At 38.2% G+C, this 17176-nt stretch carries 11 protein-coding genes and 2 pseudogenes; 1 reads left to right on the plus strand and 12 read right to left on the minus strand.

Going from position 1 to position 17176, the window contains the following annotated elements:
• Positions 1-206 precede the first annotated feature (206 nt).
• The 10 genes and pseudogenes from EHS13_RS23995 to EHS13_RS24035 form a co-directional block, all read right to left on the minus strand.
• Entirely contained in the window at positions 207-1010 is an 804-nt protein-coding gene (locus tag EHS13_RS23995; protein WP_155702815.1) for an alpha/beta hydrolase, read from the minus strand.
• A 188-nt stretch (positions 1011-1198) separates the two neighbouring features.
• Positions 1199-1693, minus strand: a pseudogene (locus EHS13_RS36900) (alpha/beta fold hydrolase).
• Between the two features lie 189 nt (positions 1694-1882).
• Entirely contained in the window at positions 1883-3991 is a 2109-nt protein-coding gene (locus EHS13_RS24000; protein ID WP_162463229.1) for a beta-galactosidase, read from the minus strand.
• Positions 3992-4009: 18 nt separating this feature from the next.
• Entirely contained in the window at positions 4010-4837 is an 828-nt protein-coding gene (locus EHS13_RS24005) for a carbohydrate ABC transporter permease (protein WP_227013502.1), read from the minus strand.
• Between the two features lie 26 nt (positions 4838-4863).
• Entirely contained in the window at positions 4864-5742 is an 879-nt protein-coding gene (locus EHS13_RS24010; RefSeq protein ID WP_155702817.1) for a carbohydrate ABC transporter permease, read from the minus strand.
• Between the two features lie 65 nt (positions 5743-5807).
• On the minus strand, positions 5808-7157 hold the full coding sequence (locus EHS13_RS24015; protein WP_155702818.1) for an extracellular solute-binding protein: 1350 nt from the start codon (positions 7155-7157) through the stop codon (positions 5808-5810).
• Between the two features lie 212 nt (positions 7158-7369).
• Positions 7370-8983 (minus strand): response regulator, encoded by a 1614-nt coding sequence (locus EHS13_RS24020; protein WP_155702819.1) that lies wholly within the window; start codon positions 8981-8983, stop codon positions 7370-7372.
• On the minus strand, positions 8980-10785 hold the full coding sequence (locus tag EHS13_RS24025; RefSeq protein ID WP_155702820.1) for a sensor histidine kinase: 1806 nt from the start codon (positions 10783-10785) through the stop codon (positions 8980-8982). The genes EHS13_RS24020 and EHS13_RS24025 overlap by 4 nt, the downstream gene beginning before the upstream one ends.
• 283 nt (positions 10786-11068) lie before the next feature.
• On the minus strand, positions 11069-13030 hold the full coding sequence (locus EHS13_RS24030; protein WP_227013503.1) for a glycoside hydrolase family 30 protein: 1962 nt from the start codon (positions 13028-13030) through the stop codon (positions 11069-11071).
• 537 nt (positions 13031-13567) lie between these two features.
• Positions 13568-13879, minus strand: a complete 312-nt coding sequence (locus EHS13_RS24035) for a c-type cytochrome (RefSeq protein WP_227013504.1) — start codon at positions 13877-13879, stop codon at positions 13568-13570.
• Here EHS13_RS24035 and EHS13_RS24040 point away from each other — a divergent pair.
• Entirely contained in the window at positions 13869-14351 is a 483-nt protein-coding gene (locus EHS13_RS24040; protein ID WP_155702823.1) for a hypothetical protein, read from the plus strand. The genes EHS13_RS24035 and EHS13_RS24040 overlap by 11 nt on opposite strands.
• A gap of 138 nt (positions 14352-14489) precedes the next feature.
• Here the strand turns inward: EHS13_RS24040 and EHS13_RS24045 are convergent, their stop codons facing one another.
• Positions 14490-15140, minus strand: a complete 651-nt coding sequence (locus EHS13_RS24045; protein WP_155705494.1) for a hydrolase — start codon at positions 15138-15140, stop codon at positions 14490-14492.
• Positions 15141-15581: 441 nt separating this feature from the next.
• Positions 15582-16157: pseudogene (locus tag EHS13_RS36905) on the minus strand (hydrolase); the annotation flags it as partial.
• Positions 16158-17176: the final 1019 nt, after the last annotated feature.

Consider the following 17176-nt stretch of genomic DNA (forward strand, 5'->3'; position numbering starts at 1 on the left):
TAAACATTACGCCTGATAGCTCTGAACAAACCATTTGTTGAATGATTACTGCTACTTGAGAAGGAGAGGTTAAACCTCTTAAGGCTATAGTTACAGTGCTACTAAATTTCTTACAATTGAAAGACTCGAGTAATACCCCTTACAAGTTAAATGATTTGAGTTATAAGGACTTTTTAGAATACTCGGTTATGGACTTCATTAAAAATTTACTGAAAATTCAAATGTTTATTCAGCCAACTAATACTATAGTCAGCAATCTCCTCAAAACCAGGCTCCGCAATGATCCAATGCACCCGATAGGGAAATGCTTTATATTCGGTCACGGCACCTGAATTTTGATTATATAAGCTATGGTTTTTGCGAACCATACTTTCTGGGACAATTCGATCGGATTGGCCGGCAATCATTAACAAGGGACCGCGTTTGCCATTATTATAGTTTATTGCAGTTGGACTTTTCGAAATGAACGGCGCTAATGCTGCTTGGAAGAATATTCGAGTAGTTTCTGGAATAACATGCTCCTTGTACGCTCGCTCTTGCTCATCCCGCGGCAGAGTATGTACGAAAGCATACTGAAAATTTCTGAATGGCATCATATAAGTTTTACGCCAAGGGCTTGCAATAATTCCAAATATAGCTTTTGTAGTTGATGGATAAGCTGCAGCAAGTACTCCTTTACTGCCGGCTGAATCGATTGCAATTCCCGCGACTCCAAGCTCCCGATCCATTAAAAGCTGAGTAAGCAAACCACCAAATGAATGTCCTATTAGTACTGGTTTCTCAGGTAGTGCCTTAATAATTTTGGCATAGTGGTCCACTAGCTCATCAAGACCCAATTCTCCCAGTTTGGCAGCAGGATTCTGACGTAGCTCTTCAACAGTCTTATCATGATGAGGCCAAGCGGGAGCCAAACATTCAAAGCCTTGGGCAGTAAAATATTTCTTCATCGGTTCCCAGCTTTTAGGTGTTACAAATGCACCATGGATAAAAAAAATCGTTGGTTTTTTCATCGTCTCATCTCCTCAATCTATATTTAACTACTAAATAGGTAGTTATCTTTTAAAAAAACAAAGCATCAAGAATTAATACTTAATTGAGCCAGTTTCTTGTAAGGATCATCCACCATGGAGTCTAACAATCTTAATTTGTCCTTGGTATCACGATGATGTCTAAGGATAACGAATTGCGATAATCGATACTAGCTTTTTGGATTCCGATTATCTCTTTCACGTTCTTCCCAGAAAGGGCCATGGTCGTTATATTGAAATGGAACTAACTGTGAGTTGTTTCCTGAACATTGGTGAACGGAACGATTTTATCATGGATGCAGTGAATAATTAGTGCTGGTACGAATATTTTGCCAAGATCATTGTGCACATTCTCATCTCTTAGAGAAGCCACCTGTGGAGTGCTCTGCTAGTGTGAAATCTTTTAAATGCAACGCCCCTATTACTGCAAAGATATCATCTACCTATCTGTCAAAATTGAAGCCACCGAATGATTTATCCGAATTACTATAGCCTCACAATCATGCATAGCGATATCCCATTGTTGGAAGAACATCAAACTGATATTCAAACTGCTTATGGTTTAACAGCCAACCATGTATGAGCAGAATTGTTTTATTTCCCTCCGGGTTTACATCCTCTATAATTTTATACCAGATTCTGGTAACAAAGTATCCCTCGTTGATTCCTCCGTTTAATTAAAGTAGTATCCATAATAAGATACGCACCTTTGGTAGTTTAGATGAACGTCTACTTTTGTTTACGCGATGTCGGAGGAATTGGATGGTATTACCGAACTTTACTACTCGTTAGTTGGGAAAGGCTACCCCACGGCAGCCTGGAATATACTTTACTTGCCAATTCATTCACCTACACTATCCTGCTCTAAACCTATCCTCTAACACAGAGCTAATCTGGAGTACCAGTACCCCATATGCAACAATCTTCAGTTCTCCAAGCAGCCACTCATCTGTTAATAAATTTTTCAAAGATTTATGCAGAGTTATGCACATAGGTTTATTCATATAATTTAAAAATATAGCAAACTCTCCATTTTTTGAAACTCTAGGGATTACCTCTATTTCAGCTGGCACCTCCGCCCAGACAGAAATAGGATCCTTAATTTCGAGTGAATCCAAGAGCATATTGGTATTCTCCATTGTGAAAAAAGCCCCAAAATAAATCACCTTCCCTTTACCGAGTGGTGTAGAAACGACTGCTGGCAAACCCGAATAATAACCATTCGAGTACTTTGCAATAATCGTTGAATCATCCGATAATAGTTTTATCACTTCATTAAAAACGGGCGCTAAAACCTTTTTTTTTTGCAATTGGAACTCCATATAAATGGGCTCATCCTCATCCACCATTGTAAATTCCTCTACCTCGATGCCTGCCAACTCTTTCACGATTCCAGGAAAGGGCAGCATGTAGCAACGATTATTTCGATCTTTATAACCGCTTCGAGGTCCAAGGACAAGCGTTCCTCCATTTTCAACATAGTGCTTTAATCCAATGACATCTTCCTCATTCAAAAGCTGAGCATTAGCATAGAATAAGAGTTTATATCGCGACAGAAACTCCGGTCGCTCCAGACATTGATTGGAAATTTGATCCGTCAGGATATGTCTTTCACTTAAAGATTGATAGATTGCCTCTTCACTCCGCCATAGATTCGGACCGATGTATCCTTCAATTTTACAATTGCTGTCATTATCATAATCATAGAGTAAAGCTGCAGACGCCTGGCAAGAACTCTCTACTAATAGCGGACCCAATTGCTTTAATTCTTCTCCTAATTTGGCTGCTTCATCTAATCTGCGGTTAGCTTGATTGCCATAATCGTTTAAGCCATGCCATAAAGTTTCTGATCCGACTGTACAGGTCCGCCAGCGAAAGAACAAAATTCCATCCGCCCCATGGGCAATGGATTGCCATGACCACAATCGCATTTGACCTGGCTTGGGTGTATAGTGCATATAATCTTTAATATGCGGCTGCAAAATAGATCCGGATTGTCCTCCTGCCCCTGCCTGCTGTTCAAGAATTAAAAACTTAGCTGACATACCTCTGACTCTGCTTAAGCGCATCCCATAAATACGGTCGCGAAAATGAAGCGGCAGATCCTTACGCCACATAAGTCCGAATGCAGGATAGGAGTCAAATGACATGAAATCCAGTGATTGCTCCGTCAATTTATAATTGTCGATGTTCTCAAACAAGCCGTTATGTGTCACAAATTGAGCTGAATTCCTATCTTTAATAATGTCATATTGCAGCTTAGCAAATGCAATAGTAGCATCCGACGTAAACCGATAAAAATCAAGCAAATGCCCCGGATTATGGTAAGTCACTGTACTTCTGGGTAAATAAACCTGCCCCCAATCCGTGTAGGTCTGTGCCCAAAATCGGGTACCCCAAGCGTCATTCAAAGCATCCAATTGACCATATTTGTCCATGCACCATTGGCGAAAAGCAAAATGATCACTCTCAGCGAAGCTAACATCCATATGACAATTAAACTCATTATCGATTTGCCAGCCAAGCACGGAGGTGTGATCCTTATAGTGCTCGATTAGTGCCATAACTATTTTTTTACATAGATCCAGATAAACAGAAGATGTGTAATTATTATGTCTTCGCGAACCATGCTGCATTAGATTCCCCTTAAAATCAGCACGCAGCACTTCTGGATATTTTTCTGTAAGCCAAGCAGGAGGTGCATAAGATGGTGTTCCCAGAATGACTTTTAAATCATACTTGCGGCAAAGCTGAATGGCTCTGTCAAAAAGCTCAAAAAAATATACACCTTCTTCAGGCTCCCAAATATTCCAAGCTGATTCTCCCAAGCGGACTACATTCATCCCTGTTGCTTTAATACGGCGAAAGTCATCATCCCATAAGCTTTCATCCCAGTGCTCAGGATAATAACAAACTCCGTATAGAAATGGTTCTGTTTTAAAAGCTTTAAACTCATTTAACATAGCAAGATCCTCCATAATCTACCCTTTGACAGCGCCTGCTGTCAGACTTTTCTGAACCTGACTGCTCATAAGAATATAAATCACTATGGTCGGTATTGTTGCGACTACAAGCCCCGCGCCAATTGGACCCCAAGATGTACTATATTGGCCCACCAGGGACTGAATGCCAACTGTAATGGTTTTATATTTAGAATCACTAATAAACGTAACTGCAAACATCAGTTCATTCCATGTAGACAGATAAGTAAAAATGGCTATTGTTGCCAAGGCCGGTTTCACTAAAGGAAAAATAATAATGTAAAGAATATTGTAAATAGTACAACCATCTATACAAGCGGCCTCCTCCAGTTCTCTAGGAATCCCCTTCAAAAACCCGGTAAGAATAAAAACAGCCATTGGGATGGCAAATGCGGTATAAGGAATCATGAGTGCCCCATAAGAATTTAACATTCTTAAATGCTTAAGAATAATAAATAAAGGAAGCAGCGCTGAATTGAGCGGGATCATCAACCCTAATAGAATAATAGCCAATGTTAGATGTCTAAATTTCCATATCATTCTTGTAACGGCATATGAGCTGGTTAGCGAAAGAATCCATGTAGCCACAATAGTTACCCCTGTAACAATAACGCTATTTAGAAAATAGTTCGATACTTTTGCATTTACCAGCGCTTCTTTATAATTTCCCCACAGCAGTTTAGACGGGAGTCCTGCAATATTGCCGCCAAAAATTTCCGTATTGTCTTTGAAGGAAAATAAAATCAACCAAAAGAGCGGATATAAGCTGGATATAGCTACTATAGCCATAATAATACCCAATAAGGCTTTTTTTATGTTTGTGCTCACACTATCTCACCTGCTTAATTTGATAATTATAAATCTTCTTTAATTATTTTTTGCAGCACCAAAGTAAATACCAAGCACTGTACAATGATAAATATCGACATTGCACTACCGTAACCATATTGATATTGATTGAAAATAGTTGTATACATTAACGTAGCCGGCACTTCTGTGGCATGCAAAGGGCCACCTTTGGTTAATACATACACCAGATCAAACACCTTAAAGGAACCAATAACGGCAAAAATCAAACATACTTTAATCATCGACTTAATCATAGGAATCGTTATTTTAACAGCGATGAGAAAGCTTGAAGCTCCATCCATTCTTGCTGAATCATATATTTCCTCTGATACTGATTTGGCTGCCGCATACATAAGCAGCATATGATAACCGGTATACTGCCAGAGAATAGGAATAAAAGCAGCCAATAGCGCCTTGTTCATATCTCCTAGCCAATTAGCAGTCCATGATTCCAAACCAACATCTCTCAAAATTGTATTTAAGAGACCATAATCCGGATTGTATATTTTAAGCCAGAGCTGACCAATGACTACAGTTGAAACGATAACTGGCATAAAAAAAGTCGTTCTATAGAAATTTTCACCCTTTACCCCTCTGGCAAGGACTAAGGCGAGGATTAATGATATAGGCAACTGAATAAATACAGAGAGGAATGCCAATATACTTGAATTCCCAATTGATCTAATAAAACCATCTTGGTTATTAACAAATAGGTTGAGATAATTTTGAAATCCAATATAAGTGCTTTTACCAATTCCATCCCATTTCAATAAACTGTAATAGCCAGAAAAGAAAATTGGGCTAATGATTATAAAAAGGAATAGCAGTAATGTCGGAAGAACAAACAAAGCTATCGCTCTTCTATCCCCCAAAACTTTATCCATATTTCCCCATCCTTATATAAAGGCAGTTAAGGGATTTTCCTTAACCGCCTTTATTGAAATTTATCCTATTGGGCTACATTCAGCTTTTGCATTTCTTTGGCAAATTCCTCTGGCTTCATTTTATTGTAGAATAAATTTGCAACCAAATTTTTGTGTTGATCGCCAACTTTTCCTTCAAGGAACGTATCCCACCAAATGGTAAAGCTTTTGGCATTCTTAATCATGTCCACCGTTTGTTTGGTAAGCGGATCAATTTTAGATACATCTACTCCCGTTACCTTCCAAGCGGGTAGGCTTGCGCCTGCTGCATATGCCTGATTAGACATGTTTTCCGTAATATATTTAACAACCTTGACCGCTTCTTCTTTGTACTTCGAATTCTGGCTTACGAAGAATGCATCTACAGATCCGCCAAAGAATTCATCCACATTTCCCTTTCCGCCAGTGATTATAGGGAATGGAACTGCAACAATCTTGCCCTTTACAAGGGAGTTAGCATCATTAATCGATCCACCCACCCAAGTGCCTTGGAATAACATCGCAGCCTTGCCCTGTGTGAAATCTGCGACCATTTCCGGGTAACCGATGGCAAACATACTATCATTGAAAGCCTTTGCATTTACAAGCTCAACTAGCTTGGATGCTGCGTCTATAAATTCCGGCTGATCAAAGGAAGCCTTCTTCTCTAATGCAGCCTGAGAAGCTGTAGCACCTGCGGATCGAAGTGCTAAAATATCATACCAATACATGCCTGGCCAAAGATCCTTTTCACCAACCGTGATTGGGGTGATCCCCTTTGCTCTAAAAGCCTTTACTGCAGCAAGCAATTCATCAAATGTAGTAGGTATCTTAACGCCATTGTTATCAAATATTTCTTTATTAATATAAAGCGGCGCCAAATTCAAATTCGCAGGTAATCCATATACTTTTCCATTGTAAGTCAGGTTAACCAAAGCTCCATTCAGAACCTTATCTTTGGTTCCATCATTTAAATAATCATCTAAAGGCAATACCGCATTCGCTTCAACGAATGGTTTAGCAAATCCGGCTCCCCATGCATAGAATACATCCGGCATTTCGGATGCCGCTACCGCCGTTTTTATCTTAGTTTTGTAGGATTCTCCATCAATACCTTCATCCACGATTTGTATATTCGGATTAGCTTTATTCCAGGCATCCAATACAGCCCTGAATGGCTTTGTATTCCCATCACTAGGAGATGCCCATTGATGCCAAAGCTTAATCGTAACCACTTTATTTGGTTCCTTTGACGCTTCTGTCGTTGCTTCTGGCGTTGCTTTTGTTTCCGTTGATGCTGCAGGTTCAGCCGATTTGCTGCTACCGCATGCAGCAATACTTAATACCATTGAAGCAACTACAGTCAATTGCATAACTTTAAACCAATTTTTTTTCATTCTTCTATGACCCCCTTGAGAATTTAGGTTAATTAACCTATAACCTTATGATAGCGCATCCATGAATGCGATCCCATTCATTTTCATGACCAAAAGATTCAAAATTATTGCAATCCCTATTTCTCTTAAACTTGCAAAGAAGTTGCTCCGGGCTACCTCGGCTTTCTAACCGTGATTGACAGGAACAACCTCTTTATTTACAGGTAGCACATTCAATTTAAGTTAACCTTTTTATACTCATTTACCGAAAGTCCAGTAAACTTTTTGAATATAATACTGAAGTAATGAGGGTCGGTTATCCCAACCTCTTCACCAATTTGATATACTCGCATATCTGTTTCTTGGAGAAGTGTTATAGCCCTTTCAATCCTTTTTTTGGTTAAATATTCAATATACGTTTGGTTTGTTTCTTGTTTAAATAGCCGACTTAAATGGCTTGGATTCAAAAAAAACTTTTTTGCTATTTCGGTAAGAGAGAGCTCGTGACTTTTTAAATTATCTCTCACATAATCTTGAATTTGCAATATGATTTTGTTGGCTTTTTTGCTGTTAGCAGAATTCACTTTTGTAATAATTTTCAAGATAAGATTATTGAAATATTCCTTTACCTCCGGTAAATTGTCAATCTTAGATATAAAATCATAGGGCTCGGCCCTATCCTTCCATATATCCAAAACATTCATATTTAATTCGGCCATTACATGAAGGCAGGTAGATAACGCATCAAATGCGACTAATCGTAAACGATCCAGTGTATTATCTTGTGCATAAGAGAATTCGGAGAATAATTCTTCTATTAATTCCCTAGCTTTTTCTTTCAAACCCGCTTTCATAAAAAAGGCAAGCTTTTCGCTATGATTGTAGTCAAGTCTTATTTTATTATCATAGATGAAAGTAATATCATTATAATGGATTACCTGATTTTTACCCGCAACAACTTTGTAATTCAATGCATCCTTGGCTTCATTATAGGACGCTTTAATACTTTTAATTACTTCGACTCTATTGCCTATTCCGACACAAATAGAACACCCAAATCGGTTGATGATCCTCGTTTTGATGATTTCACAGCAATCCGTAATATCGATCGACTCGTCATTATTAAGTATCACGATTTTATGACTGTTATCAAAAAACACTTGAATTAAACTTTCGCTTTTAAAAACCTCCCTAATTAACTCCATACATTGTAAATTAAGCAACACTTTTTCTTCTTCTTCATTTATTCCCCTTACAGCTATATTTACTTCCACTAAAACAATTTGAAAGCACGTTGATTTTAAATCTAACTCGATTTTGTAGTAAGACAACTTGCTAGCAAAATCTTCAAAATTAAACTCGCTTTGCAGTAATTCATTTAAACATCTTTCCCTCAAGTAGGGTAAATTCTCTTCCATTTGCAATTTCAACTTGTTGTAATCATTTTTATTTGTTCTTTCAGATTCTATCTTCTCTTTTAAGCTTAAAGCTACCCTGCTAATCTCATCCTTATTAATCGGTTTTAATAAGAAATCAGAGATACCTATTCGTATGCTTCGTTTAACATAATCAAATTCATTATGTCCGGTAAGCACAACTATTTTTATTTGCGGATGATTTTCCATCACAATTTTGCTAAATTCAATTCCATCCATAATGGTCATGCATATATCTGTAAAGATGATATCCGGAGATAGCTTTTCAACCAAATCCAGAGCCTCATGAGCATTGGATGCCTCTCCGACTAGCTCCAGCCCTAATTTATCCCAGCTAATTCGCATCTTTAGTAAATTTCTGATTAAAACTTCATCATCGACAATTAGGACCTTAATGATTTCAGATATCATCTTAATTCTCCTTCGTTATCATGAACATTAAAAGGTATAGTAATGGTAACCTTGGTACCGCTGCCTGGTTTACTTTCAATTCTGAATAGATCTTCTTGACCATAAAATATCCTTAAGCGTTCAATTGTCCCTCTAATCCCAAAGCTATCATTTGTACTTTCATTTCCTTTTCCAAGCAAATTGGTTATTTTTTCTGTGCTCATTCCAACTCCATCATCTTCTACAATCAATCGGATAGAATGATTATCGTATTTAGCTGAAATCTTAATAGAACCTGGTTCTCCCATAGCTTTAATACCGTGATATAATGCATTCTCTGCCAGAGGCTGTAAAACAAGTTTAAGAATTTTATTATTTACAACCCGACCATCAATATCATACGTTACCGAAAACATCTCTCCATAACGAATTTTTTGAATGATTAAATAGTTTTTAACCAATTCTATTTCTTCTTTTATGGTGATGATTTCTTTCCCATTACTAAGGCTTGTCCGATAATAGCTTCCCAAGGCATCCGTCAATTGGCAGACATCCTCCACTCGTTCAGAAATCGCAAGTGATGTGATAGAGTCCAATGTGTTATAAAGAAAATGTGGTTTTATTTGGGCTTGCAGTACATTTAATTCTGCCTTGCGTTTTATCCTTTGCTCTTCAATAACATTTTTTATTTGCTTTTGGATTTCCTGAATCATAATATTATAACCGTCTCTAAGTCTCCCAAGTTCATTGTTACCTGCCTTTATTTTCACCTCATTAAACTCGTTATTCTCAATACCTTTCATAGATTTCAATAGCTTTTTAATGGGGATTGTAATCATTCTGGCAATAAAAATAGAGCCAATAAACAAGAGTATGCTATTAATAAGAATAATAATTACGCCTATATAGATCATGGTTACAGTTTCATTTAAAAGCTCTTTGAATGGCATAAAGCTAACTATTTTAAGTCCGTATTTATTTTCTTTAAGGTACGAAACCAAATATTTATTATGCATAATTGCTTCAAACTTATAACCTGATTTTTGGTTATTAAATTTACTTAATATACGATTTAAATCATATTGATTACTCTCACTCTTTTTTACTATGCTTTTATTATGCTCATCCAAGAGAACGATATCCGTCTTGTAATTATTTAGAATGTTACTATAGGCTTGAATGAAAGCCTGCTCTGGAACATTGATTATCAAAATGCCAATGGGTTTAATACTTTCAAGATCCCTAACTACTCTAATTAGAGATATAAAATTCTTATCCGGGTCTATTTCAAATGCACCTTCACCATTTAATCTGAGAATATAAGCTCCATTAGCTTTAATGACTTCATTATACCAGACTGCTTCTTGGATACTGTTCAATTTAAAGTTATTGGCACTTAAATTACCGACAGAATATTTATTTCCGGTTTGATCAAAAATATATACGGATGAAATCGATGGAATAGCCTGGATAAGTTGAATAAGATAGGCTCTCACTCTTCTTTGTGTATTCAAATCCAAATAAATACTTCCATTTCTCAAGGCTTCTTGCAAGTCATTATTGGCTATAACCATTTGGGAGTAATTATTAACGTTGTCCATCATCAAATCTATATTGGAGCTGATTGAATTAAGTGTTTGCACGGAAACTTCACTTACCTTACTTAAGGTTACATTTAAGTATATCTTCTGGTATAAATAACTGCTAACCGATATAGAAATTATTGTGATCATCAAATAAAACAGAGCTATTTTAAATCCTATTTTAAAGTCTGATATTCGTTTCTGTATTTTGTTATAGTTATGCTTTAAAGCCTGCCACATTTTCAATCCTTCCTTTGTCCAGCTCACCCTGTTATGATATCGCTTACATTAATCATACTATCTATTAATTTAACTTTTCACAAGAGACAATTTTGCGTAAAATGTTAAATATCTTTGCAATTGCACAATCGCGGAGCTATTCCTGTAATGAAGTAAAGGGCGAATTAACATTCGAAATAGAATGGAAATTCGCCTTTATCGATTTAGTTCTTCAGTGCCTCGTTCAATACAGGAATTATCTTTTGCTCGACTACGAACGATTAGGAAGAATTAAATTGACGATTTAATTATCCCTTACAGCCTTGATAGCGTCGAAGGAGCCCCCTGTACCCCACGACCTTACGCCAATCTTGCCGGATGAATACAGCGTATCCTGCCCAGAACCGAGGGTCACAAAGGAATTGCCAAAATCAGTTGATATCGAGGCTGACAATTTACTCCCATTCATATCAAGTCTAGTCAAATAATAAGTATTTGAAGCATAAGGATAATAGCCTGATGCGATCTGCATCCAACTTCCGCCGTTATTCCTCCAAATCCACCATTTCCTTTTACCTGCAGTGTCCCTTTTTAATTCTAGTTGATAATAGTGGCTATTATCCTGAACCCTACCCAGTAAAGCAACGCCTCCCAACGTGTCATTCACAAGCTTTATATATCCTTGCACATAATAATTCGACCAAGTTGAACCTGTAATCGAGGTATTGTCTCCGGCGCTTGTCTTCTGATACTCCTTCGTGTTGCCAGGCGGTTGAAAAACCTGCCACGTGCCGCCGTCCGTCGACCAGCCTGCTGCATTTTGGCCAATGGCGCCACTCTCAAAATCGTCATAGTACAATTGCAAGCCACTATTGCCAGTAGACGTCGCGGTTCCCACAAATGTCGTGATGCTTTTTGAATTTAGTGTTGTGCTCAGCGTAGTGCCATTAGTGACGCTCACATTGGATAATTGAGCTAAGTTTTCGGTCGATGAAGTTCGATATGGTGTCACTGAGGATGCCGTAAACCCGTTAAGCGAAAAATCAATACTTTTATTGGAAGTACTATCATTAATGGCAACGACTACAAATTTCCCGTCGCTCTTGTTCTTGTATGCCGTCAAATATACATCGGGTGTTGGATTTGTATCAGCCGTTATTCTTACGAATCCAGGTCTAATAAATCGGCTAAAGTTGGCAATGGCATATAATCTCTTGGCAACAGTATACGTATTATTAATCGGATTTAATCTGTTAATCAACGCTTCCCCGTCACCATTTTTAACGGTAACTCCCCACCAATAAAGCCACGCGCTTGTATTGCTAAGCATATGGCTGTTAATTAATTTCGCCCAATACAACTGGTCATTTAGGGTGTTATCATTAGGTCCCATATTTGAAACTTCGGTCTGCCAAGTCTTTTTGTTTTTACTTTGCGTAACAGGCAAGATTCCGGTACCGGCATCGTAGGCATGTGTCCCTGTTATATCCACTCTCGAACTCGCAGTGCCGTCATTCAATGAATCCGTAGTGAGACTTTCAGTCCATTCAGCCATTTCTCCGACAATGACTTTCGAACGTATATTATTGCTATCAAATGTCGGAATTAAATTGTTGCTAATGAAATCCCGGAATTGGGTGCCAGACCAATCGGTTGACGAATAGTAAGTATTATTGTTTGGTTCGTTAGCAATGGATATGGCATAGAGATCGATTCCAAATTTGGACTTATAATCGTTAATATATTTTGCAAGATAATCAGCATAAGCCTGATACATATCCGTCCTTAAGCTTCCCCCATGCTCCACCGTACCATTCGTCTTCATCCATCCCGGAGGGCTCCAAACCGTACTGAAGAACCTACTAGTCCCTCGGCTTTTGGCCTGATTCATGAACCACAGTTGGTCGTCATTCAGAACGTCGGTATTATAATTTCCTTGTGTCGGTTCAATGGAGGTGTGCGGCCAACTCGCAACGTCATTCCAGATGCCGCTATCGCCAACGTCGTTCCTTACAATGCTAAATCCGGCGCCATTGGATGTAGAAAACAATAAATCCAGCACTTGATTCTGAACAGTCGAGTTACTTTGCTGTAATTGATAAGCTTGGTGAAAGGCTCCCGAAACACCGAATCCGTCAATTTCTTGATTTTCAGAATTCCAACTTATCGTTACGATACCGTCCGCAGCATAGGAAGTTTTTGTCACACTGGTTAGACTTGAAAATACTAACGCAGTCGCTGCTAAGCATAATACCATTTTTTTCATACTTTTAGATTTAAACATCTTTTCACCTGTTCCTCGTTTTTTATTTGGTGTTTTAAACCCTTTTGTATACATAATGTTTCATACGGTTTATTTCTAAGCCCCCTCTCCCTCTTCCAGCATTTGCTATTTCCAGAGAAATGAAAGCCCTTTCAAAAAGATGATCTCCTTTCTTTCTCTTTCTAAATTCAATATACCAACTTTAAATCGACAGTTCGATTCATTATTTTGACGTAAGATTTCATTATTTTTGCATGCCAATAAGGAACACACAAAAACGGTTTACCTGCTCAACCGTCTTTATGTGTTTGCACTCAGACCTCACCTTATATTTTCAGCTCCATAGCTTTTTTCAATCAGATTCTCGTTTATTTATAGAGGTGCTAATTAGTAATAATATTATTTCTCCTATGTCAACATTAGTGGTCATAACCGCAATGAAAATGTGCCCTCCAAACCATACTATAATTTAAATCTGACTTTTTATAAAAGTCTATCCCAAAGTAGTTCAGGATAGCCTCTTTCATTAAATCTCATAGTTTATTTTTTGTCAGCTAACCAAGCGACTAACGCTTTGATTTCTTGTTCATTCAGCTTGTCTTTAAAGCTGGGCATTCTTTCGCCTCCATTTGTAATTTGGTGAATGATTTTATCTTCAGTCAATCGAGCACCTACTTTTTGCAAATTAGGCCCTATCATCCTTCCTTCCAAATCTACACCGTGACAGCTGGTACAAGTTTGTTTGAAGATGATGGCAGCATCAAGCGGAGCTGCAGTTTGATCCTCGACTGGCTTAGGACTCGAGCTAGCTGTAACAGCTGGGCTAGGACTATTCGAATTCGTGGGAGCCAATGGCGCTGTACTAGCAATTGGGCTTGGTTTCGTTGTTGCTGGCACTTCTGTCCTTGTTGTAGGACTTGGCTTTGGACTTGGGCTAACTGAGGGTGTGATAGTTGTTATATCTGGACTTGGGCTCGAGCTAGCTGTAACAGCTGGGCTAGGACTATTCGCATTCGTGGGAGCCGATGGCGCTGTACTAGCAATTGGGCTTGGTTTCGTTGTTGCTGGCACCTCTGTACTTGTTGTAGGACTTGGCTTTGGACTTGGGCTAACTGAGGGTGTGATAGTTGTTATATCTGGACTTGGGCTCGCGCTCTGGCTAGCATACGATGTTGCATGGACAGAGAGACTGGTTATTGGGGTTACTCCTGCTGGATTAACCTTGTTCCCGCAAGCGGATATGGATAGGCAAATGACGATTAAAATTAGTGGGAAAAGCACATTTTTAAACAGAATAATAACTCCCTTTCTTGTTGAAATTTGATATTAATTTCAAAACATTCAACGTTTAATTTTCTTACAATTGACCTCCGAATAATTATTAAAAATCACGAAGCAACAATGCTTCGTGATTTTTTTATACATAACAGCACATGATTATTAAAGATATGAACTCCTAAGACTATTTCCCTTCATGGCCGCTAAACATTTCTTGTGAGTAGATGACTCCCAAACCGTATGCGCCACCGTTCTCTTTAGCAATAGTAGTTGTAGCTGCATAAGTTTCTCCACGAGCCCAATCTCTTTGTAGCTCTAGCAAGTACGCCATCCAAGTGATAGGTGTTGCACCAGCTTGAACCATACGCTGAATAGCCATGTCATGAGCTTCCTTCGATACACCGCCTGATGTGTCTGTTACAATGTAAACTTCATATCCTTGGTCGATTGCAGATAGCACTGCCGATAGGTCACAAACCTCAGTCCAAAGACCAGAAACCACTAGCTTTTTATTACCATAGCTGTTCACTTTATCAACAACCCTTTGATCCTCCCATGCATTCATCGTTGTACGATCAATGGGTGTTTGGTCAGGGAATACCGCTTGAATCTCCGGGAAAATCGGTCCACTAAACGTCTTAGCGGCTACTGTTGTCAAAACGGTTGGAACCTTGAAAGCTTTAGCAGACTTAGCAAGTCCTGCTACATTATTTCGTAATTCTGTAATGGGGATGGATGCTGTGGCAAAAGCCATTTGTGATTGGTGATCTATCATAAGTAAAGTATGATTTGTCGGTGTAAGCAATCTTGGTGAAGGAACAGCCTTCGCATGCATTGCAGTTTTAGTTTCTATTGGAGCCGGAGTATCCGCCTTTGCGACTAACATAGAACCTACAGTTGTCGATGCAACTACGGTAGTAAGAAGTGCTACTGTTGTAAATACGCGTGTTGTGAATAATTTTCTCATGATGAATTAGCTCCCTTTTATGTGGGTAAGTTATATAAATAACCTACCTCTTTTAAATTTGTCATTTCAGAAATAGTATTTTGTGAATTAATGGGAAACATTTAACGCTTTTCGTGCGTTTTCTGCATCTTTGTGAAGCTGGATTTGTTCTGGTGAATCCCAAACTCCCTTTGCAATATAAATATCCCAATTTTTTTGTTGAATAACTTTAATACTTGCATTTTTGTCCCACGTTGTAACTTTGTTCTTTTCTTCTTTACGACTATCAATAGTGCTTATTACTGTTGGTTTAGTTGTCGTGCCTTCATGGCCGCTAAACATTTCTTGTGAGTAGATGACTCCCAAACCGTATGCGCCACCGTTCTCTTTAGCAATAGTAGTTGTAGCTGCATAAGTTTCTCCACGAGCCCAATCTCTTTGTAGCTCTAGCAAGTACGCCATCCAAGTGATAGGTGTTGCACCAGCTTGAACCATACGCTGAATAGCCATGTCATGAGCTTCCTTCGATACACCGCCTGATGTGTCTGTTACAATGTAAACTTCATATCCTTGGTCGATTGCAGATAGCACTGCCGATAGGTCACAAACCTCAGTCCAAAGACCAGAAACCACTAGCTTTTTATTACCATAGCTGTTCACTTTATCAACAACCCTTTGATCCTCCCATGCATTCATCGTTGTACGATCAATGGGTGTTTGGTCAGGGAATACCGCTTGAATCTCCGGGAAAATCGGTCCACTAAACGTCTTGGCGGCTACTGTTGTCAAAACGGTTGGAACCTTGAAAGCCTTAGCAGACTTAGCAAGTCCTGCTACATTATTTCGTAATTCTGTAATGGGGATGGATGCTGTGGCAAAAGCCATTTGTGATTGGTGATCTATCATAAGTAAAGTATGATTCGTCGGTGTAAGCAACTTTGGTGATGGAACAGCCTTTGCATTAATAGCAGATTTAGTTTCACTTGGAACTGGATTATCAGCCCTTGCAACTAACATTGAACCTACAGTTGTCGATGCAACTACGGTAGTAAGAAGTGCTAGAGTCATAAATATACGGAATGTGAATCGTTCTCTCATGATGATTAGCTCCTTTATTGTGTTGATGAATTAAAACCACATGTTATAATCCGCCACTTTTTTTCAATATTATTAAATATCACTATTTAAGAGCATTTTTGGCATATTAGTTTTAATTTCATTTTCTTTAATTAAAGATATTATACAAAAAAATAAATACTTCTTTTTTACAACTTTTTATAACCAACTTAAAATCACTGTCTTTAGTAAGTTATACTTCCACTTGCGACCAGACATTTACTGGCAATCTATAGCAACAGAATTTTATTGTAGGAACCAACAATCCAACTTCACAAAATTCCGTTACAGAATCATCGTATTTCCTCACCCCCCCGTTAATATCTTTAATTAAATAATCTTTAAAACAAGATAAATATACTCAATCTTTTTAATGATGTCAATATAAATCCATTTTACAGAGCATTAGTCTTAAACCTTTGTATATATCGTGACATTGTCTTCATAAGAACCAATTCCAAGTTGAACACCCAATAGTTGCCCAGTGTTTCCTTCCTGCGAATAATCTTACATGCGTATCCCACTAAACGAGATACGGAAGAAAGACAGCTGCGAAAACAGTTTGTCATTCAAGTTTATTTGTAAGCGCAAATGTAATTGTGGTGAGTTTCCAATGCGGCTTACGATCGGCGAACGGGTAATCTTTGTTTCGTTTTATAGTAAATCACGTTCCTCTCAATTTGAATTAACTACGTCCACTTGCATGAGATAACCTCGATTCTCTAACAGGAAATATTCTCCATTTACATCAATAACCTTTTTAGTGCAACGGCGGTTCAACTATGCTGCCCGTTAATGAAGAATTGAGT

Source organism: Paenibacillus psychroresistens (assembly GCF_009728935.1).
GTDB lineage: Bacteria > Bacillota > Bacilli > Paenibacillales > NBRC-103111 > Paenibacillus_AC > Paenibacillus_AC psychroresistens.

What these genes read in the sequence shown, in the direction of transcription:
- EHS13_RS23995 (WP_155702815.1), bottom strand. Translation starts at nt 1,010, where the DNA reads ATGAAAAAACCAACGATTTTTTTTATCCATGGTGCATTTGTAACACCT.
- EHS13_RS24000 (WP_162463229.1), bottom strand. Translation starts at nt 3,991, where the DNA reads ATGTTAAATGAGTTTAAAGCTTTTAAAACAGAACCATTTCTATACGGA.
- EHS13_RS24010 (WP_155702817.1), bottom strand. Translation starts at nt 5,742, where the DNA reads ATGGATAAAGTTTTGGGGGATAGAAGAGCGATAGCTTTGTTTGTTCTT.
- EHS13_RS24015 (WP_155702818.1), bottom strand. Translation starts at nt 7,157, where the DNA reads ATGAAAAAAAATTGGTTTAAAGTTATGCAATTGACTGTAGTTGCTTCA.
- EHS13_RS24020 (WP_155702819.1), bottom strand. Translation starts at nt 8,983, where the DNA reads ATGATATCTGAAATCATTAAGGTCCTAATTGTCGATGATGAAGTTTTA.
- EHS13_RS24025 (WP_155702820.1), bottom strand. Translation starts at nt 10,785, where the DNA reads ATGTGGCAGGCTTTAAAGCATAACTATAACAAAATACAGAAACGAATA.
- EHS13_RS24030 (WP_227013503.1), bottom strand. Translation starts at nt 13,030, where the DNA reads ATGAAAAAAATGGTATTATGCTTAGCAGCGACTGCGTTAGTATTTTCA.
- EHS13_RS24045 (WP_155705494.1), bottom strand. Translation starts at nt 15,140, where the DNA reads ATGCATGCGAAGGCTGTTCCTTCACCAAGATTGCTTACACCGACAAAT.